Below are 22,689 nucleotides of genomic sequence, written 5' to 3'. Positions count from 1 at the left end.
TTTTCGGTGCTGCCAAAACAGCGAAAAACACACGCGCAGCAGGGGCAAACTAGAGCATTAGCTTGTAGCTGGGCGCACAACGCACCATTCGTTGCCTTCCGGATCCTGGAGCACTTGGAACGTGCCCACAGTATCTATGTGGATCGTGCCGATCCTGACAGCTCCGAGGGCTTCAGCTGCGGCCGAGGCTGCCGGCACGTCATCCACGTGCACATCAATATGAAGACGGTTCTTCCCTTGCTTGTTCTCGGACACGCGTTGGAAGGCTAGGCGCGTCCATCCCGGCGGATCGATGAAGGACCACGCATCGTTTCGATGCACCGGTTCGCCACCGAGGACCGAGGACCAGAACTCCGCAAGTCCGGCCGGGTTTTCGCAATCCACTACAACCTCATCAACGCGTCCAATCATTTCCCGAGCCTACCGCTGTCCTGGGAAGTCCTGAGCCGCCGCGACGGCGGGCCGATAGGTCAGCGCACCATTTCGCACCAGACCATCAGCAGACTTGTTAACCTCCCATCCAACTCCCCGAACACCACACGCCATCTGGCCTCCATAGCTTGGACGGGTCAGCCGGCGCAGCGCCGGCACCGGTCTCATCCAGGAGGAACCATTCCCATGCGCACAGTCCTGACCGCCGCGGCCGCCGCCGCGCTCATCACCTCCCTGGCGAGCCCCGCCGTCGCCGCCCCTGCCGCCGAAGCCGGCGCGCCGTCGTCGAACGCTGCTCCGTCGTCGAACGCTGCGGGAACCGCAACGTCCGCCGTCAAGACGAGCGAGGGCAACGGCTCCTTTGACCTGCAGTCCCACCGCGGGGGCCGCGGTGAATGGACCGAGGAATCCCTGGCCGCGTTCGCCAACTCGCTGAAGCTCGGCGTGACCACCCTCGAGCTGGACACGCACCTGACCGACGACGGCAAGGTCATCGTCTGGCACGACGACACCATCCAGGCCAACAAGTGCGCCGACACTGCACCGGCCATCCCGGGCGACGCCGAATTCCCGTACGTCGGGGACCGCGTCGCCGAGCTGTCCCTCGCGCAGATCAAGACACTGAACTGCGGCTTCACCCAGCTGCCCGGCTACCCGGAGCAGCAGGTCATCCTGGGCAACAAGATCGCCGAGCTCAAGGACGTCTACCAGCTGGCCCGCGACTACGACGCCAAGAAGGTCCGCTTCAACGTGGAGACCAAGGTGGAGGACGGCAAGTCCGGCGGCGAAGGCATGGCGGCGCTGACCAAGGCCGTGGTCATCGAGATCTACAAGGCCGGCATGTCCGGGCGCACCACCGTGCAGTCCTTCGACTGGTCCTCGCTGAACCTGACCAAGAAGATCGCCCCGCAGCTGCCCCTCGTGGCCCTCTCCAGCGGCGACGCCTGGCTCGAGGTGGGCAAGCCCGGCGCCAGCCCCAACCTCGGCGGCATCGACATCGACACCTACGGCGGATCCCTCGCCAAGGCCGCCAAGGCCCAGGGGTACGACGTCATCTCCCCCACGTTCCGCTCCGTCACGCCTGCAATGATCGCCGAAGCCCACGAACTCGGCCTGCCCGTCATCCCCTGGACCGTGAACACCGCCGCCGACATGGCGAACCTGATGGACCTCGGCGTGGACGGCATCATCACCGACTACCCGACGCGCCTGCGCACGCTCATGGCAGAGCGCGGACTGAAGCTGCCGAAGGCTTACGCGCTGCAGGGCTAGAGTTTTCCAGCCAAGACGCACGACGGCGGGCCGTCCCTTTTGGGGGCGGTCCGCTTTGGGATGCTGCCTGCGCTCAGACCCGGCCCTTGGGGGCATTCTCGTGGATGAGTTCAGCGGCCTCCGCTACTTTGCGCTCTTCGCCACCGTGAACAGGAAGGTCGAATCTTCTTCGGCCTCGAGGCTGTGCAGTCCGTCCGGGACGATCAGCAGGTCACCGGGCTTTCCATCCCACGAGTTCCCACCTGCCCGCAACCGGAGGCTGCCTTGGAGTACGAAGACCGTGGCGTCGCCCGGGTTCTGGTGCTCGCTCAACTGGGTGCCGGCCTTGAGCGCCATGACGGTCTGGCGGAGCACCTTCTCGTGCCCGCCATAGACCGTGTCGGCGGCCCGCCCGTTGCTCGCGGCAAGGGCCGCGACAAGCTGCTGCCGGGCCAGGGCGTCGATCGATATTTTCTGCATGAGGCCACGGTACTCAGAAGGCCCTTCCGGCGATATAGGCCGGTGGACCTGCATGCTCAATACGCTCTCACGCCGGCAAACGCTGCGCGCCGTCTCCCCTCGGCTTGAGGCAACTCGGACGGGTTAGCCATGGCATTGAACTGCGCGGTGCCGCCATCCGGCAAAGAGCGCGATGAGGCACTTTGGAATACCAAACGTCGCATCCGTCACGACCCTAGCCTTCACAGCGCCGGCCAATATGATCAAAAATGCCCGGGATTCCAGACAAATCATGCCCGAGTTCCAGAATCCCCGCAGAAGTAGTGGTCTCTGTTTGGAATACCAAGTAACTTTAAGGGGAACCCGCCGACGCCCCAGGGCGGCCTTCCCCAAGGAGACAACGATGTGCCTTCACGACCACACCTCAGCCCCGCTGCTGCCAGCCGATGTCCCGCGCCGCGGCATCCTGGCGGGTGCCGCCGCCCTCGCCGGAATCTCCGTGGCGAGCATCGCAGCCCAGCTCGGCGGGGCCCCTGCCGCACATGCCGCAGAGCGCCCCTCCGGGCCCGACTACCCGGGCAGCCCCATCGCACACCCGCCCCTGATCATCGAGGGCGGCACCATCGTAGATCCCAAGACCGGTGACGCCGTCGAAGACGGCGTACTGTGCTCGACGGCGGCAGGGTCGCCGCCGTCGGAAGCCGGGACGCCACGCGCAAGGCCGTCGCCGCCGTCGCAGGCCGTGCACGCGTCCTCAACGCCTCGGGCCGGTGGGTGCTCCCCGGACTCATCGACGAGCATGTCCACGCGAATGCGTTGGCCGATGCCCGCGCCATCCTGCAGAGCGGCGCGACAAGCGTCAGGAGCGGATCGAGCAGTTTCTACCAGGACGTCGCGCTTGCGGCGCTCCCCAACTGGGCCCCCGGCCTCTCGCCGCGCATGGTGCCTGCAGGACTGTTTATCTCTCCGGAGCTCGGCGACTCCCTCCTCGCGGACCCCGATCTCGCGCCGCTGGCCACGCTCTCCGGGGGCGTCAAGGAAACGACGGACCTCGCCTACCTGACCCGGGTCAACATCAAGCGCGGCGCCGAGGTCATCAAGACCCGCGCCAATCCCCGCGCCGGGCTGCCGGAGCAGGATCCCCGCGAACTGGTCTATAACCACGAGCAGCTTTCCGCCGTGGTCAAGGCGGCCAAGGGCGCGGGCGTCCTGTGCCACACCTACAGCGCCGAGGGAATCGACGGCGCCGTCCGGGCCGGGGTGCGCAGCATCGAGCACGGCGTCTTCGTCAGCGAGCAGACAATCTCGGAGATGGCCCGGCGCGGGACCTACTTCACGCCCACCATGGATGCCATCACCAGCATGGCAGCGTCCGCCAACCCCATCCTCGCCGCGCGCGGCAAGGAGTACACGCCGATTCTCCAGGCTGCGGTGCGTGCCGCGCAGGAGGCAGGCGTGACGATCGTGGCTGGCACCGATTCCTTCGGGACCGACGTGACGCCGATCGGCACGGAAGCGCGTCTCCTCGCCGAGGCCGGGCTCTCCCCGCTGGAGGCCTTGCGGTCCGCGACGGTCCACGCCGCCCGCCTGCTCGGCTGGAACGAAACTGCGGGCCGACTGGTGCGCGGCTCCTTCGCCGACGCGATCGTCGTGGACGCCGATCCCCTGGCAAGCGCTTCCGCCCTGGAGAAAGTCAGCGCCGTGGTGGCCCAGGGAGCGCTGGTGCGCAACGGGCTCTGAGCCGTAGCGGGTCGGATCCCGTGCGCAGCGGCGTCCCCGGGGTCCGGCGCCCCCACCAGCTTCGACTGCGCCTAGCAGAACCAATCGCTCAGTCGCGCGCACCACGTGCAGTGTCTTCCACCTGGCCATCCATACCGTGAAGAGAAAGGTAGCCGAGTTGCAGGTGCGAGCATGGGAAGTACGACGTGGTCAGCGCGCTGTTTTTTGTCGCGCCTCCTGGCTGGCAGCGTTCTCGATGGCCCCACAGCTGTCCCTCGTGGCCCTCTCCAGCGGCGACGCCTGGCTCGAGGTGGGCAAGCCCGGCGCCAGCCCCAACCTCGGCGGCATCATCACCGACCACCCGACGCGACTGCGCAACCTCATGGAAGAGCGCGGCCTGAAGCCCGGACCTAGCGTGAAAGCTTAGACAGGAGCATTTCGCGATGCCGTGAATAAGCTGCCTCACCGTTGTCGTCAAGAATCGGAATGCGGATGACGGGTGGGTGGCCCATTGCGGGAGTTGCTAGGTCGCGCGATGCATCGTACTAGGCGCGCTGCCTGCCACCTGGCCCGAAGCCAGCCGCGTCCTTCGCGGCCCGGTACTTGTCCGCACGGGGCGCCCACTGTCGGCAAAGACTCTCGTACTGACCTTTCTCAAAACCGAGAGGGACGCTAGGCGGGTACAACTCAAGTGTTTGTAGCCGGAAGGTCTAATGGCTGGGCCCCGTTAGCAGTCCAGCGTTTATGCGATAGCTAGTTTTGTTTCTTGCGTCCACGTTTCCCAGTAGCGGTTTGGCGTCATGCCGTCCAGGGATCCGTGGGGCCGTTCATGATTGTAGATAGCTTTCCATTCGTCGGCCAAATATTTGGCTTCGGCCATGGTGTCCATGATTTCTCCGGAGAGTTGTTCCCTTCTGAACTGGGCATTGAAGGATTCGATGAAGCCGTTCTGCCAGGGTGATCCCGGGTCGATGAACGCAGTGTCCACGCCGGCGGTGTTGCACCACTCGATCAGGGCCGTGGCGGTGAATTCCGGGCCATGGCCGACTGTTCTATCGGGAGCCCTGCCGCCTTCCACTCGGGGAAGCCCTCCTCAAGCCTTGTGGCGAGGCACCCTTCGTCTGTGAGCAGCCGCACGGTCTCGTCCGCATATAGGCAGTATGGTCCGCGGCAGTAGGCGACGATTTCGCTCCCCTGGGGAACCTCGCGCAGTCGAGACTTAACGTCCGAGAAGGGCACGGAAAGCGCACCCGGGATATGTCCGGCTTCGTACTCTGGCTGCGGCCGCACGTCCAGCACAACGACGTCGCCCTGCCGCAGCCGCAGCAGCAGTTCGTCGCGCGTGATCATGCTCAGGTCGGCGCGATCGCCGACGTAGGCACGGACGAGATCGCCCAGCTCCCCCGAGTGCGCTTCGGCTGTCTCCCGAAGTGCTCGCCATAGCCGCTCCACTGCCGGGCTGGCAAGGGAGTAGTAGATCCGCGTCCCCGAGCGTCGGGAGCAGGCGAGGCCGGCTCGCAGCAAGCGCTGCAGGTGCTGGGATGTGTTGGCCATACTCTGGTGGATCTCTGCGGCCAGCTCGTCAACCGACCGCTCGCCCTGCCCAAGGATATCGATCAGCTGCGCCCTCCTGCCGTTCCCCAACGCCTTGGCAGCTTCTACGAGGGCGTCGAAGAGCGCATCCTTTTCCTGCTGGTCGCCCACTCGCGCCTCCTATTCAAGAGTTCTCTTGACAAGCCTACCGTCAGGGGATTCTTATTCAAGTACCTACTTGAATAAGAAAGGGGGTGGTGGCCGTGTGGTGGCCGTGTCCACCATCCAAACTCCCCAAGGGCAACAGTCCCGCCTCCGGACAGGAGCCGCTCTCATGACGCTGGCCGGGCTGGCCTTCGTGGGGTACGCCGTAATCTTCTTGGTACTCAACTTCACGGACGCCTTCCTCGAGCTGGGCATCGGCCCCGAGCAAGTGGACAAGGGGAAGGCGGAGATCGAGGCCTTCAGCCCGCAGCTGTATCACTACATCAGCCATCTGCACATCGCGGTCAGCGGCTTCATTGCTGCGACCGGGCTGGCCGTCGCAGGCCTGTCCTGGTATGGGGTGCGCCGCGGAGAACGGTGGGCCTTCGCCACAGCCGTTATCGTCCCGGTCGTCGGACTCGCCGTGGCCCTCCCCGCGCACTACCCATGGGGTCTGGCCACGCTTGGGCACCTCGGCCTGATCTACCTCGCCGTCCTCATTTTCCTGGTAGGGGTCGTGGCNCCCGGTCGTCGGACTCGCCGTGGCCCTCCCCGCGCACTACCCATGGGGTCTGGCCACGCTTGGGCACCTCGGCCTGATCTACCTCGCCGTCCTCATTTTCCTGGTAGGGGTCGTGGCMGCCTACAGCGGAATGCGAAGCCCCGCGATTACACACGACTGACACTCACACGACAGACTGAATCCCTTAATCCAGCCAGGCGCTCTGTCATGCACCGGGCGAATCAGGTCATGTTGCCCAAGCCCTGGCCGACTCTGGGAACTCCCGAAAACATAGGCAATTCGAGCCAATTCTACGAGCCAGTCCGACGCCGAAAGTGTTGACAGTAATGACTCAACACACCCTGCCTGACCAATTTTGAAAAACCTAGAGCGGTGGCCGCACTCCTGCATCTGGCAGCGCGGCCGCCGTTTTCCTTATGGGTTTTGCCGGCCCACGTGCAAGATCATCCACTTGCGCGGCCACAGCCGCTTCACGGAGTTGAGAGAGACGACGGCGGCCGCACCGATTGCTTTACCGGAGCAGCCCAAGGTTATTTGGCCACAGCTTTATCCGTGCGCTCGAAAACACGCCTGCGAATAGCACTAACGGCTCGGAAACGTGCCGCAAGGAATAAGGTGTCCAGCTTCGGACAGTCAAAGCCCTCCGCAATGTAGGAGCCGGTTCCCAGCACCAGCAACGGCTGGGCGTCATCGGAGTCGGAAAGACGATCGATGGCAGCCTGTCGTTCCTTCGCCTTCATCTCGCCGGTGAAGACCACCGGCTTCAGACCAGCCGCCTCGAACCGGGACCTGAAGGATTCAAGATGGGCTTTCCAGATCGTCAGTAAAAGGATTCGCGAGTTCTGTTCGTAGGCCGCCATGACGTCGTCGAAAATTTGCTGCACGCATTCCTCATTGGCGATCAAGTCCTTGTAGATGGCGGACATCCCGCCCGGCTCGCTCGGGTCCGCGGCGCCATCGTACGTGTAAGACATCCGGTGCAGCTCTAACGGTTGGCCCCCGTTAGCAGTCCAGCGTTTATGCGATAGCTAGTTTGTTTTCTTGCGTCCAGGTTTCCCAGTAGCGGTTTGGCGTCATGCCGTCCAGGGATCCATGGGGCCGTTCATGATTGTAGATAGCTTTCCATTCGTCGGCCAAATATTTGGCTTCGGCCATGGTGTCCATGATTTCTCCGGACAGTTGTTCCCTTCTGAACTGGGCATTGAAGGATTCGATGAAGCCCTTCTGCCAAGCGGATGTGCCGTCCGCAGGAGGTCACATCGGACTGGAGGTCAAAGCTGACCACATGCATCGGGTACTCGGCGGTGAGGCGCTTCTGTTCCCCGGCGCCGGGCCCGGTGCGGCGTTTCTTCCGCGCCTTGGGTCTGCAGGTCAGTCCTTCGTCGCGCCAGAGCCGGCGGATCCGCTTCCTGTTCAGCGCGACGCCGTCCCACTCCGGCTGGGCCAGCAGGTGCCAGCGGGCCTTCCGCCAGCCCCAGGCGGGGTGCCTCCCGGCGATGGAGCGCAGGGCTGCTCGGAGCCGGGCTTCCTCGAACCCCATGTCGGGTTTCTTCTTGCGGAACGCGGACCGGTTCTGACCCAGCAGCGCGCACGCGAAACGTTCGGACGCCCCTAACTTCTCCACTGCCATGCGCACGGCACGGCGGCGGGGTTCGGGGCTCAGAATTTCCCTTAGCCACCTCGTTGAGGATGTCGATGGCCAGTTCCTTCTCCGCCAGCAGCCGCTTGAGCCGGGCGTTCTCCTTCTCCAACTCCTTGGTCCGTTTGGACGCCTCGGCGTTCCTCTCGGACCCATACTGATTCAGCCACCGGTACCAGGTCGCCTCGGTAACCTGAAGCTACTTAATCACCTCGACCATCGGGCGCCCGTCATTCAGCATTTTCTGGCCCTGCCGGACCTTGGCGATGACCTGCTCGGGGGTGTGTCTGCGTGCCATGATTCGTGAATTTCCTCCTGTGTCCATTCTCGGACACGAAACACACAAACACTGGACTTCTACCTGGGGACCCAACCAATTTCCGCAGCTTCCTGCGGGAGTCCAAAGTGACCGGGCTGATTAATCCAGGGAACCTTCGCCGCCTCGAAATGGATTCCGTCACGCGCGGCAGCGATACGAAAGGCGGCTTGGGCCGCTCCCACCGTCACTCTTCAGGCCCCTTCGGAGTCATCTACGCCTTCCGGCCCCTCAACACCGCGAGCACCGTGCATCCACAGCACAACATCGAGGATCCGCAGAAGTGTGACATGTTCGAGGCCAGCCGCTTCGCGAAGTGACCGCAACCGGTCAGTGAATTCAACATCGGTGGAGAACGCTTGATGCCACGCGCGCCACGTCCCGTTCGCGGTTGGAAAGCCTGTTAGCCGCCCAATAACGGAGTCGTAGACCGGAATGAGCGCGAGCCGTTTGCGCGCCATGATCTTGCTGGCGGTTGTCGCACCCACGTTATAGTGGGCGCGGAGGAGTCGCCAGAATAAGAGGGACGGAGATCCTTCGCCGAACCACTTATCGTGCGCTTCGAATGGAACGTCCTCAAGGGCTGAATTAGGGATCAGGTCTAGAAGGCGGGATATCTCTCCCGACTCATTACCGAGGATTTCGAGTGCCGCGCGGGCAGGGACATGAATCGACAAGCATGCTACTGCGATGATGTCTTCCGCCGTTAATCTGTCGGGTCCAGGCCCCACAAAGCTGTCGAAGTGCGCACCTGTGTATTCCCGCCCCGCCCATTCGTCTATTCCAAAATACTGTTTCAGATAGTTGAGAGCCGCTTCATCCGTAATTGCTGCCAACGCGGAGGTAATCTTCCAACCTTCGTCTGGTGTCGTCATCGACATTCCCCGTCCCTTTGTTGAGTAGCAAAGTGTTTGCCACCCAAAGTGGAAAGGCGTCCCGGCGAGCAGGCAGTAATGAATACTGCCGGCAGCCGGGACGCCTTCTTGCAGCTTCCTGTCTGTTGCTATTTGGCAGCCGCGCCTGCCCCAATGCTCCATTCGCGTGGAAGGCGGGCGAAACCGGCGTGAAAGTCACGAACAATGACCGCTCCACTGCCCAGGAGGTTTGCCTTGGCTTGAAGCCGCGCCACGAGTTCCTCGCTGGGGCGGCCAAATATTTCGATCGTCCGCATCATGACGAAGGGTGCCATGGGCGGGAACTTGGGTCCCGCAACCTTCATGTGGAACTCCAATGAGGCCAGATCCGGGTGGATGTGCAGAACGCTCATCGTGGAGCCATCCGCTGAGAAATAGACGCGGTAGGAGATGATCCGAGGCTCATTTAGCTCGACGAACGCGGCCAACTCCGCCATGGCTGCCTTGAGCTCGTCAAGCTTGCCGGGGCGGACCTCTGACGTATCGAGATATGCGATGAAATCATCCATGTCATCCCTCCCGCCCAAGGCCCGGCCTAAGAGAGCCGGGGACCTGATCCAATGGAATCAATTCTCCTCCCGAATAAAGCTCCGGGACTATATTGCATATAGTCCCGTGTTTCGTTGGGTGCCGCTCTCTCGCGAAAAGGAACCAGTCATGGCTATATCCGATTTCCCGCGCTACCCGCTGCTCTTCGGTCCGAGTCCCGTCCACCCGCTCGCACGGCTCTCCGAGCACCTCGGCGGTGCGAAGATCTGGGCCAAGCGCGAGGACGTCAACAGCGGCCTGGCGTACGGCGGCAACAAGACCAGAAAACTCGAGTACCTCGTGCCGGATGCGATCGCGCAGGGTGCGGACACGCTCGTCTCGATCGGTGGCTACCAGTCCAACCACACGCGACAAGTCGCAGCTGTCGCCGCGAAGATCGGCATGAAGTGCGTCCTCGTCCAGGAGAACTGGGTCAATTGGCCGGATTCCCTCAACGACCGCGTCGGCAACATCATGCTGTCGCGCATCATGGGTGCCGAGGTGCGCATCGATCCGGCCGGCTTCGGGATCGGGTTCAAGTCGAGCTGGCAGCGTGCCCTCGATGACGTCAGGAACGCGGGCGGTGTGCCATACGCGATTCCCGCCGGCGCATCAGACCATCGCCTCGGCGGGCTCGGCTTCGCCAACTGGGCCTCGGAGGTCGAGCAGCAGGAGAGGGAGCTCGGGATCTTTTTCGACACAATCGTGGTCTGCAGCGTCACCGGATCCACGCAGGCCGGCATGATCGTAGGTTTCGCCGGGCAGGATCGTCCGCGCCGGGTCATCGGCATCGACGCATCCGCGAAAATCGAGGAGACGCGCGACCAGGTGGCGCGCATCGCACGCAACACGGCCGCCCTCATCCAACTGGGGCGCCACCTGCGCGACGACGAGATCACGGTGCGTCCGGAATGGGCAGGGGAGTTTTACGGCATCCCGGTCGAGTCGACCCTAGAGGCAATCAGGCTCACCGGCCGTCTCGAGGGCGTGATCATCGATCCCGTATACGAAGGCAAGTCAATGGCGGGCCTCATCGATCTCGTGTCGAGCGGCGAGATTCCCCGGGATTCGACGGTGCTCTTTGCACACCTCGGCGGGCAGCCGGCGCTGAACGCCTATTCGGCTCTGTTCCGGCAGTAGATCTCACTGGTCAGCCTGCGCAACTATGGTTGCCCCGACAGGCCAGCGGCCCGGCGGTTTTCGACAAGGTCAACCAGGACAATTGGTCCGGTTTTGGCCCCTTTGATTCGGCCCTGAAACAGGCACATGAACGGCATGTAAAACCCTGTTTCAGGGCCATGAAAAGACTCTAACCACGGGGTTTTTGGCCAAATTCGTGGTCTAGCTTGGGAATTGGTTCGACCAATGAACCAATCTTCCACCGCCTTCAGGAGCCCCTCCATGAACGTCACCACGGAACAAAAGCCACCCTCTGCTGCCACACCCCCGGCGCTCACCACCACCGAGACCCAAGCATCGCCGTCGTCCCGCCGTTTCCTGCCCGTCACCGGCAAGCGGCCCGGGCCCATAGCCGTCACCGCCCTGTTCTCCCTGGGCTGGGTGTTCATGTACGCGGACCGCAACATCCTGTCCCCGGTGATGAGCGTCATCCAGGACCAGTGGGGGCTGAACAAGGGCCAGCTCGGCCTCATGTCCACCGTCTTCTTCATCACCTACGCGCTGATGCAGATCCCCACCGGCTACCTCGCCGACCGCGTCGGCCGGGTACGCGTCGTCGTCGCCGGCTACGTGGTCTTCGGCATCGGCACCATCCTGAGCGGGTTCGCCCCGGGCTTCATGATCTTCCTGCTGATGCGTGCCTTCACCGGCCTGGGCGAGGGAACCTTCTACAGCCCCGTCTACGGCATTTCCTCCAGCTACATTTCGGCCAAGTGGCGCGGTGTCTCGGCCGCGCTGATCAACAGCGGCATGGCCGTGGGCATCTCGCTGGGCTTCATCGGCTCGAGCTACCTCACGTTCACGCTGGGACTGGAATGGCACATCTCGTTCGTCGTCTTCGGCGCCGCCACGCTGCTGGTGGCCTACCTCATCCACTACTACCTGTCGCCCATCGACGCCGAGCACAAGGCCCAGGCCGCGAGCGCCGCCGCGGTTGACCCTGCCGAGGGCGCCGCTGACGCGGGGGAGTCGAACAAGGCCCTCTTCACGCGCAACCACATCCTCACCTACGTGCTGATCTTCTGCTCGCTTTACGGCTTCTTCTCCATGCTCACCTGGCTGCCCACCTACCTCCAGCAGGTCCGCGATGTGGCACCCTCCCAGACCGGCATCATCGCCTCGCTGGTGCCCTGGGCCTCCATTCCGGGCGCCATCCTGCTGAGCATGCTGGCCCGGCGCCTCCGCAACACCCGCCCGCTGATCGTGGCCCTGGCGGTGCTCGGCGGCCTGTGCCAGATCCTGGTGCCCATGACCGGGGACTACTCGCTCATGATCGTGGGGCTGGTGGTCTACGGCCTGGTGGGCAAGCTGGCCCTGGATCCGATCCTCATCGCGTTCCTCGCCGAAAACACCCCGCGCTCCATGTACTCCCGCGCCTACGGCTACTTCAACTTCGCCGGTATGCTGTCCTCAATATTCGCGCCCTACATCACCGGAGCCCTGGCAGATGCGACGGGCGCCCTCGAGGCCGGCTTCTACCTCTCGGCCGTGCTGCTGCTCGTCGGCGCCGTGGCATTCTGCTTCACGAAGCCCGCCCTCATGCCGGCCAGCTAGCGCCGGCCGGGTCAACCGGCACCGGTACCGCCGGCGGCAAAGCCCGACGGCGGCACGCACCATCACCGAGACCGCACACATCCTGCCCACACAGAAAGGCCATGATGATCGCCCCACAGGGTCCCCGCCCCGCACTTGGTCAGCCCGCACTCAGTCAGCCGGCGCTTGGAAAGCCCGCTCTCCGCAAGACGGCGTCGATGAGCGCGGAAGTTGCCGCCTACCTGGAACGAGAAATTGCCTCCCGCGGCCTCAAGCCCGGAGACAAGCTCCCCACGGAGCGCGAACTGGCGGCGCAGCTGTCCGTCTCCCGCGCAACCGTCAGGGCGGCGCTTCAGGACCTCGAGTCCAAGCACCTCCTGGAGCGCACCCAGGGGCGGGGCACCTCTGTGGCGGCACCACCGGCGTCGGTCAACGAGCTCTACGAGCGGCTCGCCAGCGTTGACCGCGCGCAGCAGGACGTGGCTGAACTCCGCGGCGCGATGGAACCGCTGGTGGCCGAACTGGCCGCCCTGCGGTGCAGCGCCGCGGACCTGATCCAGCTTCAGGATGTGCTGGCCGCGTCCAATGAGCACCTCTCCCCCGAGGAAGCGCTGCGCATGGACGTGCAGTTCCACACGATCCTGGCGCAGGCCGCCCGGAACCAGCTCATGACCACCGTCCTCACGCTGGCCAACTCCTGGACCTCGGACGTCCGCCTCCGCTCGCACTCCACAGTTGAGGGCCGCCGCTGCTCCATCGAGGGGCACCGGCACATCCTCGAAGCCGTCCAGGCCAGGGACGCCACCGCCGCCGGCATCGCCATGCGCGACCATCTGGCCGACGTCGCCCTCCTCATCCAGCAGCAGCCGTAGCAACGGAACCACGCTGCCCTACCCACGGGAGAGAATCTTGACCACCTCGCTCATCCTGCCGTCCACGGCACCGGCACCCGCGCCGGCCACAGCCCTGCAGTCCTGGGCCGGCGTCCCCGACGGAACCGCCTACCTTCCCGCCACCACGGACAACGTGCTCTGGGGAGCCCTCCCCTGCGCCGGCGACCGCCCCGTGCTCACGGTGGATCCCGGAGCCGAAGTCACCATCGACACCATCAGCCACGAAGGCATCCTCGAGGACCAGGGCCGCGACCCGCTCGCGTTCTTCGGCGGCCACGGCGTGGACGTCTCCATGGTGCTGGACGACGCCGTCTCGCTCGCCGCCTCGGACATCCAGCGGCTTCAGCGAGGACTCGGCCCGCACGTGGTGACCGGCCCGGTCGCCATCAAAGGGGCCCGTCCCGGCGACCTGCTGAAGATCACGGTGCTGGAAACCACCCCGCGTGTGCCCTACGGCGTCATCTCCAGCCGCCACGGGAGGGGATCCCTGACCGGCGAATTCCCGCTCGGCCCGGACACCTACAGCGCCTTCGCCACCGTCCGCGACACATCGGACGGAACGCCCTCCGGCTGGCTGCCGCTGCGGCCCGGGGAGGAACCGTCGGTGCATTTCCCGCTGAAGCCCTTCCTGGGCATCATGGGCGTCGCGGTCGACGGCACGAAGCGGCCGCATTCGGTGCCGCCCGGACGCCATGGCGGAAACATCGACATCAACCTCCTGACCGCCGGGAACTCCCTGTACCTCCCGGTGCAGGTCCCCGACGCCCTCGCCTACGTGGGAGACCCCCACTTTGCGCAGGGCGACGGCGAAGTCTCGCTCACCGCCATGGAGGCGTCCCTGCGGGTGCGGCTGCGCTTCGACGTCGTTCCCCAGGACGAGGCCGTGCGCAGCTTCGGCGAACTGTCCGGCCCGGTGGCCCGGACGCCGGAATTCCTGGTGCCCACCGGCATGGACGAGGACCTCGACACCGCGGTGCAGAACTGCGTCCGCGCCGCCGTCGCGCTGCTCCAGGCCCGCTACGGCATGGATCCCAGCCTCGCTTACGCCTACCTTAGCGCCGCCACGGATTTCAACATCTCCCAAGTGGTCGACGTCGTCAAAGGCGTGCACGCCCGCATCCGGGTGGAGGACTTCCTGCCATGACGGGACGGCACGCGATGACGGCATCAGGCACGGACACCCCGCCGGCCACCCCGGCACCGGCCGTGGACGGCCGGGTCTGGCGGACTTTCGGCGATCCGCTCGTGGCGGCGACCGGAACCGGGCCGCTGCAGGGAATGCGGGTGGCCGTCAAGGACCTGTTCGCCCTCGAAGGATTCGCCACCGGCGCCGGCAGCGAGGAATGGCTGGCGGAGGCGCGTCCGGAAACGACGACGGCGGCCGCACCGGCCGCGCTGTTGGCCGCCGGTGCCGTGGTCGCCGGGATCGCCCGCACCGACGAATTCGCCTACAGCCTGGCCGGCACCAACACGCACTACGGCACTCCGCCCAATCCGAAGGCCCCGGACAGGATCAGCGGCGGGTCGTCCTCCGGTTCTGCCAGCGCGGTTTCCCTTGGCCGGGCCGACATCGGGCTGGGCACGGACACGGGTGGCTCCATCCGCGTCCCCGCGGCCTACCAGGGACTGTACGGAATCCGCACCACCCACGGCGCCGTCTCCGTCCGCGGGCTCCTGCCGCTGGCACCCTCCTTCGACACCGTGGGCTGGATGACCCGCGACGCCGGGACGCTGGCCGCCGTCGGGAACGTCCTGCTGCCGGCCAGCCGCCCGGAGGCGCCGCCGCCGGACGTGAATCCACCGGACGCGACTCTGCACGACGGGATTCTGCAGGAGGCGCGTTTCGCGCCGGAGCTGCTGGCGCTTGCCGAACCGGACGTCCGCGCCGCTGTCGACAAATTCCTCCATGACTGGGCCGCAGGCACCGGAATCCCGCCGCTGGAGCGGACCGGTTTCCGGATGGCGGGGCTGCCCGGATGGCTCTCCGCCTTCCAGACAGTCCAGGGCTACGAGGCGTGGGACTGCTACGGGTGGTGGATCAGCCGGCACTGGGACTCCCTGGGAGCGGACGTCGCCGCGCGGTTCCGGACGGCGTCAGAGATCAGGCCGGGCGAATGCGGTGCTGCCCGTGAACTGCTCTCCGCCGCGAGGGGGTACATCCGCTCCGTGGTCGGCAGCGGCGTGCTGGTGCTTCCCAGCGCGTCGTCGGTGGCCCTTCCCATCGACGCGGCCGCCGTCGGAGGCGAGAGCATCGAGGCCGTCCGCCGCTCCACCATGCAGCTGACCTGCATCGCGGGCATCGCCGGCCTCCCGGCAGTCAATGTCCCGCTGTCCACCGGGGACGGGCTGCCGTGCGGCGTCAGCCTCATCGGCCCGGCCGGCAGCGACGCCGCGCTCATCCGCCTTGCCGGCACGCTCGCCGTCCCATGACGCCTCCCGGCCGCCACCATTCCCGCGGCCGCTCGGATCCCGTCCAAATTCCAACCAGCGAAAGACTCCCTATGTTTGCCCGCCTGAAACACTCTGATCCCGCCCGCCTGCATCTGGTCCTGATGCTGGTCCTGACGTTTTCCACCGGGGTGATTGACGCCGTCGGCTATCTCGGACTGGACCGCGTGTTCACGGGCAACATGACCGGGAACGTCGTCATCCTTGGCATGGCGCTGGTCGGCGCCGACGGGCTGCCCGTGCTCGGCCCCGCCGTCGCCCTCGCGGCGTTCATGACCGGCGCGGTCATTGCCGGCCGGACGCTCAAGCCCGAGGCTGCCGCCTGGAGCCGCAGGACCACCGTTCTCCTTGCCGCCGTGGGCCTCATCCTCGGTGGGATCGCCGCCGTCCTGTTCGCCCACGCACCGCGGGAAGGCGATCCGGTGACCGTCGTCGTCACCGGCGCGATGGCGGCGGCCATGGGAATGCAGGCCGCCACCGCCCGGCACCTCAGCGTCAAGGATGTCACCACCGTCGTGGTGACCTCGACGCTCACAGGCCTCGCCGCGGATTCGAGGCTGGGCGGGGGAACCGGGCAGCACTGGGGCCGGCGGTTCGGGGCGGTCATCCTGATCCTGGCCGGTGCGGCAGCGGGCGCCGCTCTCCTGAACGTTCATGTCGGGTTTGGAGTCCTGCTGTCCGCGATCCTTAGCGTGGCCGTAGCCGGCCTGGGAGCTGCCACAAGCAACCGGAGGCCGGACGCGAAGGCGCCGGAAGCCAAGGCGCCCGCAGCCTCGCTTTCCGGGACGGCGGCGCGCTAGCGGCCGACGTCGAGCGCATACGCAGATGGCCCTGTCGGACTGCAGTCCTGATGTTCGCGGGGCCGCGCGGTTGACCCGGCTCAGAACGTTGCCGCGTCAATGACAAAGCGGTACCGCACGTCACTGGCCAGGACGCGTTCATAGGCGTCGTTGATTTTGCTGGCCGGAATGACCTCCACCTCGGCCCCGAGCCCGTGGGCGGCACAGAAGTTGAGCATCTCCTGGGTCTGCCGTATCCCGCCCATCTTGGATCCGGAGAGGCTGCGTCGGAAGCTGACCAGTGACCAGGCGCGTTGCGTCAGCGGTTTCGATGGCAGCCCCACGAGAACCATGGAGCCGTCCAAAGCAAGCAGCGAAAGGTACTCGTCGACGTCGGTATCAGCCGAGACCGTGTTGATGATCAGATCAAAATGACCCCTCAGAATCTCGAAGGTGGAGGGGGCGGACGTGGCATAGTAATGCTCCGCCCCAAGCCGGAGCGCGTCCTCCTGCTTCTTGAGCGACTGGCTGAGTACTGTGACCTCCGCGCCCAAGGCAGCCGCGATCTTGACGCCCATGTGGCCGAGCCCTCCCATACCAATAATGGCTACGCGCTTCCCGGGTCCGGCGTTCCAGTTCCGCAGGGGCGAGTACATGGTGATGCCCGCGCACAACAAAGGGGCGGCGACCTCAAGCGAAATGCCGTCAGGAATCCGCAGTACATACTTCTCGTCCACGACGATGCTGGTGCTGTAGCCACCCGCAGTCGGCAGGCCGTCCCGGCCCATAGAGTTGTAGGTGCTGGTCGCCCCGGACAAACAATACTGTTCCTCGCCGGCACGGCAGTTGTCGCATTCACGGCAGGAATCCACAAAGCAGCCCACTCCCACACGGTCCCCCACTGCATGACGCGTCACCTTGGTTCCAACGGCCTCCACGACGCCGACAATTTCATGCCCAACGACCACGGGGTAATTGACGCTAGCCCACTCGCCTCGCGCTGTGTGGATATCGGAGTGACAGATCCCTATGAATTTGATGGCGATCTGCACCTCAAACTCACCGGGTTCGCGGCGTTCAATGGTGCCGGGCTGCAGGGGCGACATCGCCGAGACAGCGACATAGGCTTTGGCAAGGGTGGGCATATGGCTCCGTTTCTACATGGACCCGGTCTAGAGGGGCGACAAAGTCCGGGGTGTGGGCGTGCGGGTTGGCCAGGTGTTCGGGGCGGAGGATTTCGTCGAGTTCATCGGCCGTGAGTAGTCCGCGTTCGAGGACAAGGGAGGTGACGCTACGGCCAGTGGAGAGTGCCTGGCGGGCGATGGAGGTTGCCGCGTCGTAGCCGATGAGCGGGTTGAGGATGGTGACGACACCGATGCTCGCTTCGACCTGGGAACGCAGGTATTCCTTGTTGGCGGTGATCCCGTCGATGCAGTGGTCCGCCAGCGTGGTGCATGCTGCCGTGAGGTGGGTCAGGCTGGCGAACAGGGAGCGCGCGATGATCGGTTCAAAGGCGTTCAGCTGCAGCTGCCCGGCCTCGGCCGCCATGGTGATGGTCAGGTCGTTGCCGATAACCTCAAAGGCGACCTGGTTCACCACCTCCGGAATGACCGGGTTCACTTTCCCGGGCATGATGCTCGATCCTGCCTGGCGTGGGGGAAGGTTGATTTCGGCGAAGCCCGCCCTGGGTCCGGAGGAGAGCAGCCGCAGGTCGTTACAGATTTTCGACAGCTTCACGGCCACGCGTTTCAGGGTCCCGGAGAACAGCACGAAGGCACCGCAGTCCTGGGTCGCTTCCACGAGGTTGCCTGCCGTGACCAGCGGCAGCCCGGTGATGCGCTGTAAGTGAGTGCAGGCCTCGGCGGCATATCGTGGATGGGTGTTGATGCCGGTGCCGATGGCGGTCGCACCGAGGTTGATCTCGTGCAGGTGAACCAGGGCTTCGCGAATCCGGCGTTCGTCCTCGTCAACCATCACCGCATAGGTGCTGAACTCCTGACCAAGGGTCATGGGCACCGCATCCTGCAGTTGCGTCCTGCCAACTTTCACCACGTCGTCGAACTCCACAGCCTTCCGCGCCAGCGCTCTGCGAAGATGTGCCATGGCTGCCAGCAGCACAAGGGCGCCCTGGATCGTGGCGATCTTGATCGCCGTGGGGTACATCGTTGGTTGACTGGCCCAGGTTCACGTCCCCATTCGGATGAATGGTGGAATACTCACCTTTGTCGAGTCCCAGATGCTCCAGTGCACGGTTGGCAATGACCTCGTTGGCATTCATGTTCGTCGAGGTACCGGCCCCGCCTTGGATCACATCCACGACGAACTGCTCCAGCAGCCGGCCCTGTTCTATGTCCTGGCAGGCGCGCGCGATTGCGTCCTTTTTCACCTGATCAATCAGGCCGAGATCGAAGTTTGCCAGCAGCGCTGCATGCTTGACCTGGGCCAGCGCTTTGACGAGCATCGGGTACGCGGAGATCGCCGTGCCGGTAATCGGGAAGTTCTCCACTGCACGCAGGGTTTGGATCCCCCAGTATGCGGTGGCTGGGATCTCCCGGACGCCCATAAAGTCGGTCTCTGTCCTGCTTCCTGTGGTTTCCAAAAGGGACGATTTCTCGGTCATGTCTCAATCCTTGTGTCGATTGCTCCGTAAGTGCCCTTGTGGGCGCTCGAAACGGCACATACGGAGCAATCGATGGGTTGGTTGGTTAGGGAGGGTTCAGGAAGCAGAGACGAAGCCAAGTTCCTTGTCCACGACGTTCTGCAAGGGTTCGCCGTTGCAGAACCGCCTCAGATTGTCGACGAACAGTTTGCCAAGATCGTCGAGGTAGTCTTCGGTGTCACCGCTCATATGGGGTGTGATGATGACATTCTCCATGCCCCACAGAGCGTGCCCTTCGGGCAGCGGTTCCGGGTGCACAACATCAAGGGCGGCGGCAGCTATGGAGCGCGACGCCAATGCTTCCGTCAGGGCGCCCGTATAAACGAGTTCCCCCCGCCCCACGTTGATCAGGCAAGCGGTCTGCTTCATGGCGCCGAGGACTTCGGCATCCACCAATCCGCGGGTCTCGTTGGTCAGCGGCGCTGCGAGCACGAGGTAGTCATAGTCTTGGACCACTGCGGCCAGATCCCGGGAGGAGTGGATCCGGTCGAAGTCCGAATCCGTCGGGCGGGCATTCCTTCCAGCTCCGCTGACGTCCATGCCCACCGCCCGGAACAAGCGGGAAATTTCGCGGCCGATCGACCCGGTACCAACCACCAAAACGCGTTGGCCCTGGATCTTGCGGGTAACGCGGTGCTGCCAGCGCTGTTGCTGCTGCAGCCTGAACGAACCTTGCGCGTCCTTGGCCGTGTCCAGGACGAAGCCGAGCGCAAACTCTGCGATGGCACGGCTGAGGACCCCGCGGGAGTTGGTGTAGACGATATTGCTGCAGATCAGTTCATCGAAAAGCAGCTGGCTGACTCCCGCCGCAGAGACATGGACCCATTGAAGGGACGATGCAGCATCCCAGTTCTCCCGCAGCGCCGGCGAGAACGAATGCCACTGGTACAGCACGTCCGCGCCGTCCAGCGCCTTGGCCAGACCATCAGCCTTGGTTAGCCGGACCTCGGCAAGCTCCTCGATCTCTGCCAGACGCGCCGGGAGCGCCTCCCGGTAAAGGACTGCGGCGACCGGCCGTTTGCGTTCCCGGGCCACGGTCATGAGGCCGGCGTTGCGGCGACGGCGACCGCCTGGTTCGCGGCGAGTGCATCGATCGCGGACAGTACCGCGGCGGTGAATTCCGACGTCGAAGAGGTCCCGCCCACGTCGCGGGTGCCGAAGCCGTCGCGCAGGGCCGACTCGAACGCGGCCTGAAGGTGGGCGGCCGCCTCAGGGTGGCCGAGATGCTCAAGCATCATGGCCCCCGACCAGATCTGCCCCACCGGGTTAGCCAGGCCCTTGCCGGCAATGTCCGGGGCCGAGCCGTGAACCGGCTCGAAGAGGGACGGGAAGTCGCCCTCCGGGTTCAGGTTTGCGCTGGGCGCCAGGCCGATAGAGCCCGTAACAGAGCTGCCAAGGTCCGACAGGATGTCGCCGAACAGGTTGGAGGCAACAATGACGTCAAAGGTCCAGGGCTTCAGGACAAGGTGCGCGGCGAGTGCATCCACCAGCTCGCTGGTGAGGGTGACATCCGGGTACTCGCGGACCGTTTCGGCAACGACCTCGTCCCAGAACGGCATGGTGTGCACGATGCCGTTGCTCTTGGTGGCCGAGGTGAGCTGTCCGCGCCTCGTCGCAGCCAGTCGTGCCGCATAGTGCGCTGCCCGCAGGACGCCCAGACGGGTAATGACGGTGGTCTGCATGGCGCTTTCCTCGGGCAGGCCACGGTACATCCGGCCGCCGACCTCCGAATATTCGCCTTCGTTGTTTTCCCGGACGATGAGGAGATCGATGGGGTTCTTAGCCGCGAGCGGTGACGCGACGCCGTCGAGCGTTTTGACCGGACGAAGGTTGATGTACTGCTGGAACTCACGGCGGATGGGGATCAGCAGCCCCCACAGCGACTCTGCATCGGGGACCTCCGGGGAGCCCACCGCGCCCAGGAAAATGGCGTGGTGTTTGGCCAGCTGCTCCAGCCCGTCAGCTGCCATCATCCGTCCGTGCCGGGCATAGTATTCGGATCCCCAGTCGAAATACGTGAACTCCAGGTCCAGGGAGTGGAGTTCCGCGATCCGCTCGAGGCAGTCGACAGCGGCGGGGACTACTTCGTTCCCGATGCCGTCGCCGGGGATAACAGCGATTTTGTGCGTGGTCATGACATTTTCCGCTCTGGCACGCCCGGCAGCTGTTGCCAGCGGGCACCGGATCCTCCAAGGTTGACGATGGTGCTTTTAGGCTCTGTCATCTCGTGGACGGCATACCTGACGCCTTCCCGCCCTACTCCGGACTTCTTGAATCCGCCAAAGGGCATGGAATCGATTCGGACGTCGCTGGTCTCGTTGATCACCACGGCGCCCACGTGCAGCTTCTCCGCGATGGCCAGCGCCTGGTCGATGGATTGTGTGAAGACACCGGCCTGAAGGCCGTAGTCGGAGCTGTTGGCGGCGTGGATAGCGTCCGCGACACTGATAAAGGGCATGATGCTGACGACGGGTCCGAACACTTCGTCACGGATCACTCTGCATTCCGCGGGCACATCGGTCAGGACCGTCGGCTCATAGTAGGAGCTGCGCCGCTTCCCGCCGGCGTGGACGCGCGCACCGGCGGCTTTGGCCTCGTTCACCCATTCCTCGACCCGCCGGGCCTCGGCCTCGGAAATGAGAGGGCCGACGTCGGTGTTCCGGTCGAGCTTCGGCCCGGTCCCGAGGGCCTTTGTGCCGCGCGTTACGTGCTCGAGTACCTCCTCGAACAGCGAGATGTGCACGTAGACGCGCTGAACCGAGAGGCAGTTCTGCCCGGCCACGCCAAAGGCTCCAGCCACGATGGCATTGGCTGCCGGGATCGCATCGGCGTCGGCGCAGACGATCGTGGCGTTGTTGCCGCCGAGCTCGGAGAGGATCTTCTTGGCACCGGCGGCAGCCGCGATGCGTTCCGCCGTCTGGGGACCGCCGGTGAAGGAAATCAGGTCGACCTGGTCATCGGTGACGAGCGCTTCGGCAACGCCCGGGCCGCTCACGATCGCCGCGATGCGTCCGGACGGGACGCCCGCTTCGAGCAGCAGCTGGACAAGGGCCAGCCCGGTCAGCGGGGTGCGGGCCGATGGCTTAAGTACGACGCCGTTGCCTCCGATGAGTGCCGGGCCCAGCTTGTGAGCCACGAGGTTCAGCGGGTCGTTGAACGGGGTGATGGCGGCAACGATCCCCACCGGCTTGCGGCTGTACCAGCCGATCTTGTTGCCACCGGCCATGCTGTCCTCAAAGCCCAGCGTCTCTCCCGTGAGCTCGCCGGACGCTGCGGCAGAGAGCCTGAAGGTCTCCATGCAGCGGCGGACCTCGCGCTCGGCTTCGGTGATGGTTTTGCTGCTCTCCGAAGCAATGATGTTGGCGAACCTGTCAGCCTGTTCTGCCAGCAGCTGGGCTGCCTTTTCCAGCGCCTGACGGCGGGCACGCAACGGCCACTCCTCAAGCTGCAGGTGGCGGTGGATGTGCGCGATCGCCCTCCGGACGTCCTCCGCCGTGGAGGTGCATACGCGCCCCAGCAGGACACCGTCTTCAGGGTCCCTTACTTCAAGGGTCATGTCGGCGGTTTGCCACTGGCCCTCGAAGAACGCTCCTCCTGGGAGATTCGCAAATTTTGTGCGCCTGTAGGCGGTTTCTTCGGCTGATTTTGGGCGTGCTTCAGCCACGGTTGTTGATGCGATC

19 protein-coding genes and 3 pseudogenes are annotated in these 22,689 nt (G+C 64.8%); 9 read left to right on the top strand and 13 right to left on the bottom strand.

What is annotated here, in order from left to right; translation table 11 throughout:
* Window positions 1-57: 57 nt before the first annotated feature.
* Entirely contained in the window at window positions 58-411 is a 354-nt protein-coding gene (locus ASG92_RS25670) for a VOC family protein (RefSeq protein ID WP_056635483.1), read from the bottom strand.
* Window positions 412-618: 207 nt separating this feature from the next.
* On the opposite strand from ASG92_RS25670, the gene ASG92_RS25665 reads away from it, so the two are divergent.
* Window positions 619-1,704: a glycerophosphodiester phosphodiesterase family protein gene (locus ASG92_RS25665; protein ID WP_056635481.1), complete on the top strand. Its 1,086-nt coding sequence runs from the start codon at window positions 619-621 to the stop codon at window positions 1,702-1,704.
* Between the two features lie 123 nt (window positions 1,705-1,827).
* Here the strand turns inward: ASG92_RS25665 and ASG92_RS25660 are convergent, their stop codons facing one another.
* Window positions 1,828-2,163 (bottom strand): cupin domain-containing protein, encoded by a 336-nt coding sequence (locus ASG92_RS25660; protein ID WP_056635480.1) that lies wholly within the window; start codon window positions 2,161-2,163, stop codon window positions 1,828-1,830.
* A 645-nt stretch (window positions 2,164-2,808) separates the two neighbouring features.
* On the opposite strand from ASG92_RS25660, the gene ASG92_RS25655 reads away from it, so the two are divergent.
* Both ASG92_RS25655 and ASG92_RS29400 read left to right on the top strand, forming a co-directional pair.
* Window positions 2,809-3,882, top strand: a complete 1,074-nt coding sequence (locus tag ASG92_RS25655; RefSeq protein ID WP_240987312.1) for an amidohydrolase family protein — start codon at window positions 2,809-2,811, stop codon at window positions 3,880-3,882.
* A 235-nt stretch (window positions 3,883-4,117) separates the two neighbouring features.
* The gene (locus ASG92_RS29400; protein ID WP_240987311.1) at window positions 4,118-4,288 is read left to right on the top strand and encodes a hypothetical protein; all 171 of its coding nucleotides are present in this window, start codon (window positions 4,118-4,120) and stop codon (window positions 4,286-4,288) included.
* A gap of 315 nt (window positions 4,289-4,603) precedes the next feature.
* Here the strand turns inward: ASG92_RS29400 and ASG92_RS25650 are convergent.
* From ASG92_RS25650 to ASG92_RS25615, 6 genes and pseudogenes are all read right to left on the bottom strand, one after another.
* Window positions 4,604-4,903 (bottom strand): annotated as a pseudogene (locus tag ASG92_RS25650) (integrase core domain-containing protein); the annotation flags it as partial.
* Complete coding sequence (locus tag ASG92_RS25645; protein ID WP_056635478.1) at window positions 4,873-5,565, bottom strand: metalloregulator ArsR/SmtB family transcription factor; 693 nt, start codon at window positions 5,563-5,565, stop codon at window positions 4,873-4,875. The gene ASG92_RS25645 and the pseudogene ASG92_RS25650, both read right to left, overlap by 31 nt.
* A gap of 1,086 nt (window positions 5,566-6,651) precedes the next feature.
* Window positions 6,652-7,095 carry a helicase-related protein gene (locus ASG92_RS25635; protein ID WP_056635476.1) on the bottom strand — a complete coding sequence of 148 codons (444 nt, stop codon included), beginning with the start codon at window positions 7,093-7,095 and terminating at the stop codon, window positions 6,652-6,654.
* A 43-nt stretch (window positions 7,096-7,138) separates the two neighbouring features.
* Window positions 7,139-8,058: pseudogene (locus ASG92_RS25630) on the bottom strand (integrase core domain-containing protein).
* Window positions 8,059-8,270: 212 nt separating this feature from the next.
* A complete protein-coding gene (locus ASG92_RS25620) occupies window positions 8,271-8,957 on the bottom strand; it encodes a DUF6308 family protein (protein ID WP_056635473.1) in 687 nt (228 codons plus the stop codon).
* 122 nt (window positions 8,958-9,079) lie between these two features.
* A complete protein-coding gene (locus tag ASG92_RS25615) occupies window positions 9,080-9,499 on the bottom strand; it encodes a hypothetical protein (RefSeq protein WP_056635471.1) in 420 nt (139 codons plus the stop codon).
* A 148-nt stretch (window positions 9,500-9,647) separates the two neighbouring features.
* Here ASG92_RS25615 and ASG92_RS25610 point away from each other — a divergent pair, with 148 nt between their 5' ends.
* From ASG92_RS25610 to ASG92_RS25585, 6 genes are all read left to right on the top strand, one after another.
* Window positions 9,648-10,658 (top strand): 1-aminocyclopropane-1-carboxylate deaminase, encoded by a 1,011-nt coding sequence (locus tag ASG92_RS25610; protein ID WP_056635470.1) that lies wholly within the window; start codon window positions 9,648-9,650, stop codon window positions 10,656-10,658.
* Window positions 10,659-10,919: 261 nt separating this feature from the next.
* Window positions 10,920-12,251 carry an MFS transporter gene (locus tag ASG92_RS25605; protein WP_082579745.1) on the top strand — a complete coding sequence of 444 codons (1,332 nt, stop codon included), beginning with the start codon at window positions 10,920-10,922 and terminating at the stop codon, window positions 12,249-12,251.
* Window positions 12,252-12,448: 197 nt separating this feature from the next.
* On the top strand, window positions 12,449-13,102 hold the full coding sequence (locus ASG92_RS25600) for an FCD domain-containing protein (protein ID WP_056635468.1): 654 nt from the start codon (window positions 12,449-12,451) through the stop codon (window positions 13,100-13,102).
* 94 nt (window positions 13,103-13,196) lie between these two features.
* Window positions 13,197-14,267, top strand: a complete 1,071-nt coding sequence (locus ASG92_RS25595) for an acetamidase/formamidase family protein (protein ID WP_056635759.1) — start codon at window positions 13,197-13,199, stop codon at window positions 14,265-14,267.
* The gene (locus tag ASG92_RS25590; protein WP_240987310.1) at window positions 14,264-15,553 is read left to right on the top strand and encodes an amidase family protein; all 1,290 of its coding nucleotides are present in this window, start codon (window positions 14,264-14,266) and stop codon (window positions 15,551-15,553) included. The genes ASG92_RS25595 and ASG92_RS25590 overlap by 4 nt, the downstream gene beginning before the upstream one ends.
* Before the next feature lie 71 nt (window positions 15,554-15,624).
* Window positions 15,625-16,371 (top strand): YoaK family protein, encoded by a 747-nt coding sequence (locus tag ASG92_RS25585; RefSeq protein WP_056635466.1) that lies wholly within the window; start codon window positions 15,625-15,627, stop codon window positions 16,369-16,371.
* 80 nt (window positions 16,372-16,451) lie between these two features.
* Here ASG92_RS25585 and ASG92_RS25580 read toward each other — a convergent pair whose 3' ends face one another.
* The 5 genes and pseudogenes from ASG92_RS25580 to ASG92_RS25560 all read right to left on the bottom strand — a co-directional run bounded on the left by ASG92_RS25580 (window position 16,452) and on the right by ASG92_RS25560 (window position 22,565).
* Entirely contained in the window at window positions 16,452-17,495 is a 1,044-nt protein-coding gene (locus tag ASG92_RS25580) for an NAD(P)-dependent alcohol dehydrogenase (RefSeq protein WP_056635465.1), read from the bottom strand.
* Window positions 17,428-18,970, bottom strand: a pseudogene (aspA, locus tag ASG92_RS25575) (aspartate ammonia-lyase). The gene ASG92_RS25580 and the pseudogene aspA overlap by 68 nt, the downstream one beginning before the upstream one ends.
* Before the next feature lie 96 nt (window positions 18,971-19,066).
* Window positions 19,067-20,050 (bottom strand): D-2-hydroxyacid dehydrogenase, encoded by a 984-nt coding sequence (locus tag ASG92_RS25570; protein ID WP_056635462.1) that lies wholly within the window; start codon window positions 20,048-20,050, stop codon window positions 19,067-19,069.
* On the bottom strand, window positions 20,047-21,144 hold the full coding sequence (locus tag ASG92_RS25565; protein WP_056635460.1) for a tartrate dehydrogenase: 1,098 nt from the start codon (window positions 21,142-21,144) through the stop codon (window positions 20,047-20,049). Before ASG92_RS25565 ends, ASG92_RS25570 begins: the two co-directional genes overlap by 4 nt.
* The gene (locus ASG92_RS25560; RefSeq protein ID WP_240987309.1) at window positions 21,141-22,565 is read right to left on the bottom strand and encodes an aldehyde dehydrogenase family protein; all 1,425 of its coding nucleotides are present in this window, start codon (window positions 22,563-22,565) and stop codon (window positions 21,141-21,143) included. The genes ASG92_RS25565 and ASG92_RS25560 overlap by 4 nt, the downstream gene beginning before the upstream one ends.
* Between the last annotated feature and the right edge of the window lie 124 nt (window positions 22,566-22,689).

The organism is Arthrobacter sp. Soil736 (genome assembly GCF_001428005.1).
In the GTDB taxonomy this organism is placed as follows: Bacteria; Actinomycetota; Actinomycetes; order Actinomycetales; family Micrococcaceae; genus Arthrobacter.
Note: the sequence above shows the minus strand (reverse complement) of the source record. Positions and strands in the feature narration are given on the sequence as shown.

What these genes read in the sequence shown, in the direction of transcription:
- ASG92_RS25635 (WP_056635476.1), bottom strand. Translation starts at nt 7,095, where the DNA reads ATGTCTTACACGTACGATGGCGCCGCGGACCCGAGCGAGCCGGGCGGG.
- ASG92_RS25605 (WP_082579745.1), top strand. Translation starts at nt 10,920, where the DNA reads ATGAACGTCACCACGGAACAAAAGCCACCCTCTGCTGCCACACCCCCG.
- ASG92_RS25615 (WP_056635471.1), bottom strand. Translation starts at nt 9,499, where the DNA reads ATGGATGATTTCATCGCATATCTCGATACGTCAGAGGTCCGCCCCGGC.
- ASG92_RS25670 (WP_056635483.1), bottom strand. Translation starts at nt 411, where the DNA reads ATGATTGGACGCGTTGATGAGGTTGTAGTGGATTGCGAAAACCCGGCC.
- ASG92_RS25590 (WP_240987310.1), top strand. Translation starts at nt 14,264, where the DNA reads ATGACGGGACGGCACGCGATGACGGCATCAGGCACGGACACCCCGCCG.
- ASG92_RS25580 (WP_056635465.1), bottom strand. Translation starts at nt 17,495, where the DNA reads ATGCCCACCCTTGCCAAAGCCTATGTCGCTGTCTCGGCGATGTCGCCC.
- ASG92_RS25620 (WP_056635473.1), bottom strand. Translation starts at nt 8,957, where the DNA reads ATGTCGATGACGACACCAGACGAAGGTTGGAAGATTACCTCCGCGTTG.
- ASG92_RS25565 (WP_056635460.1), bottom strand. Translation starts at nt 21,144, where the DNA reads ATGACCACGCACAAAATCGCTGTTATCCCCGGCGACGGCATCGGGAAC.
- ASG92_RS25610 (WP_056635470.1), top strand. Translation starts at nt 9,648, where the DNA reads ATGGCTATATCCGATTTCCCGCGCTACCCGCTGCTCTTCGGTCCGAGT.
- ASG92_RS29400 (WP_240987311.1), top strand. Translation starts at nt 4,118, where the DNA reads ATGGCCCCACAGCTGTCCCTCGTGGCCCTCTCCAGCGGCGACGCCTGG.
- ASG92_RS25560 (WP_240987309.1), bottom strand. Translation starts at nt 22,565, where the DNA reads ATGACCCTTGAAGTAAGGGACCCTGAAGACGGTGTCCTGCTGGGGCGC.
- ASG92_RS25660 (WP_056635480.1), bottom strand. Translation starts at nt 2,163, where the DNA reads ATGCAGAAAATATCGATCGACGCCCTGGCCCGGCAGCAGCTTGTCGCG.
- ASG92_RS25665 (WP_056635481.1), top strand. Translation starts at nt 619, where the DNA reads ATGCGCACAGTCCTGACCGCCGCGGCCGCCGCCGCGCTCATCACCTCC.
- ASG92_RS25600 (WP_056635468.1), top strand. Translation starts at nt 12,449, where the DNA reads ATGAGCGCGGAAGTTGCCGCCTACCTGGAACGAGAAATTGCCTCCCGC.
- ASG92_RS25585 (WP_056635466.1), top strand. Translation starts at nt 15,625, where the DNA reads ATGTTTGCCCGCCTGAAACACTCTGATCCCGCCCGCCTGCATCTGGTC.
- ASG92_RS25570 (WP_056635462.1), bottom strand. Translation starts at nt 20,050, where the DNA reads ATGACCGTGGCCCGGGAACGCAAACGGCCGGTCGCCGCAGTCCTTTAC.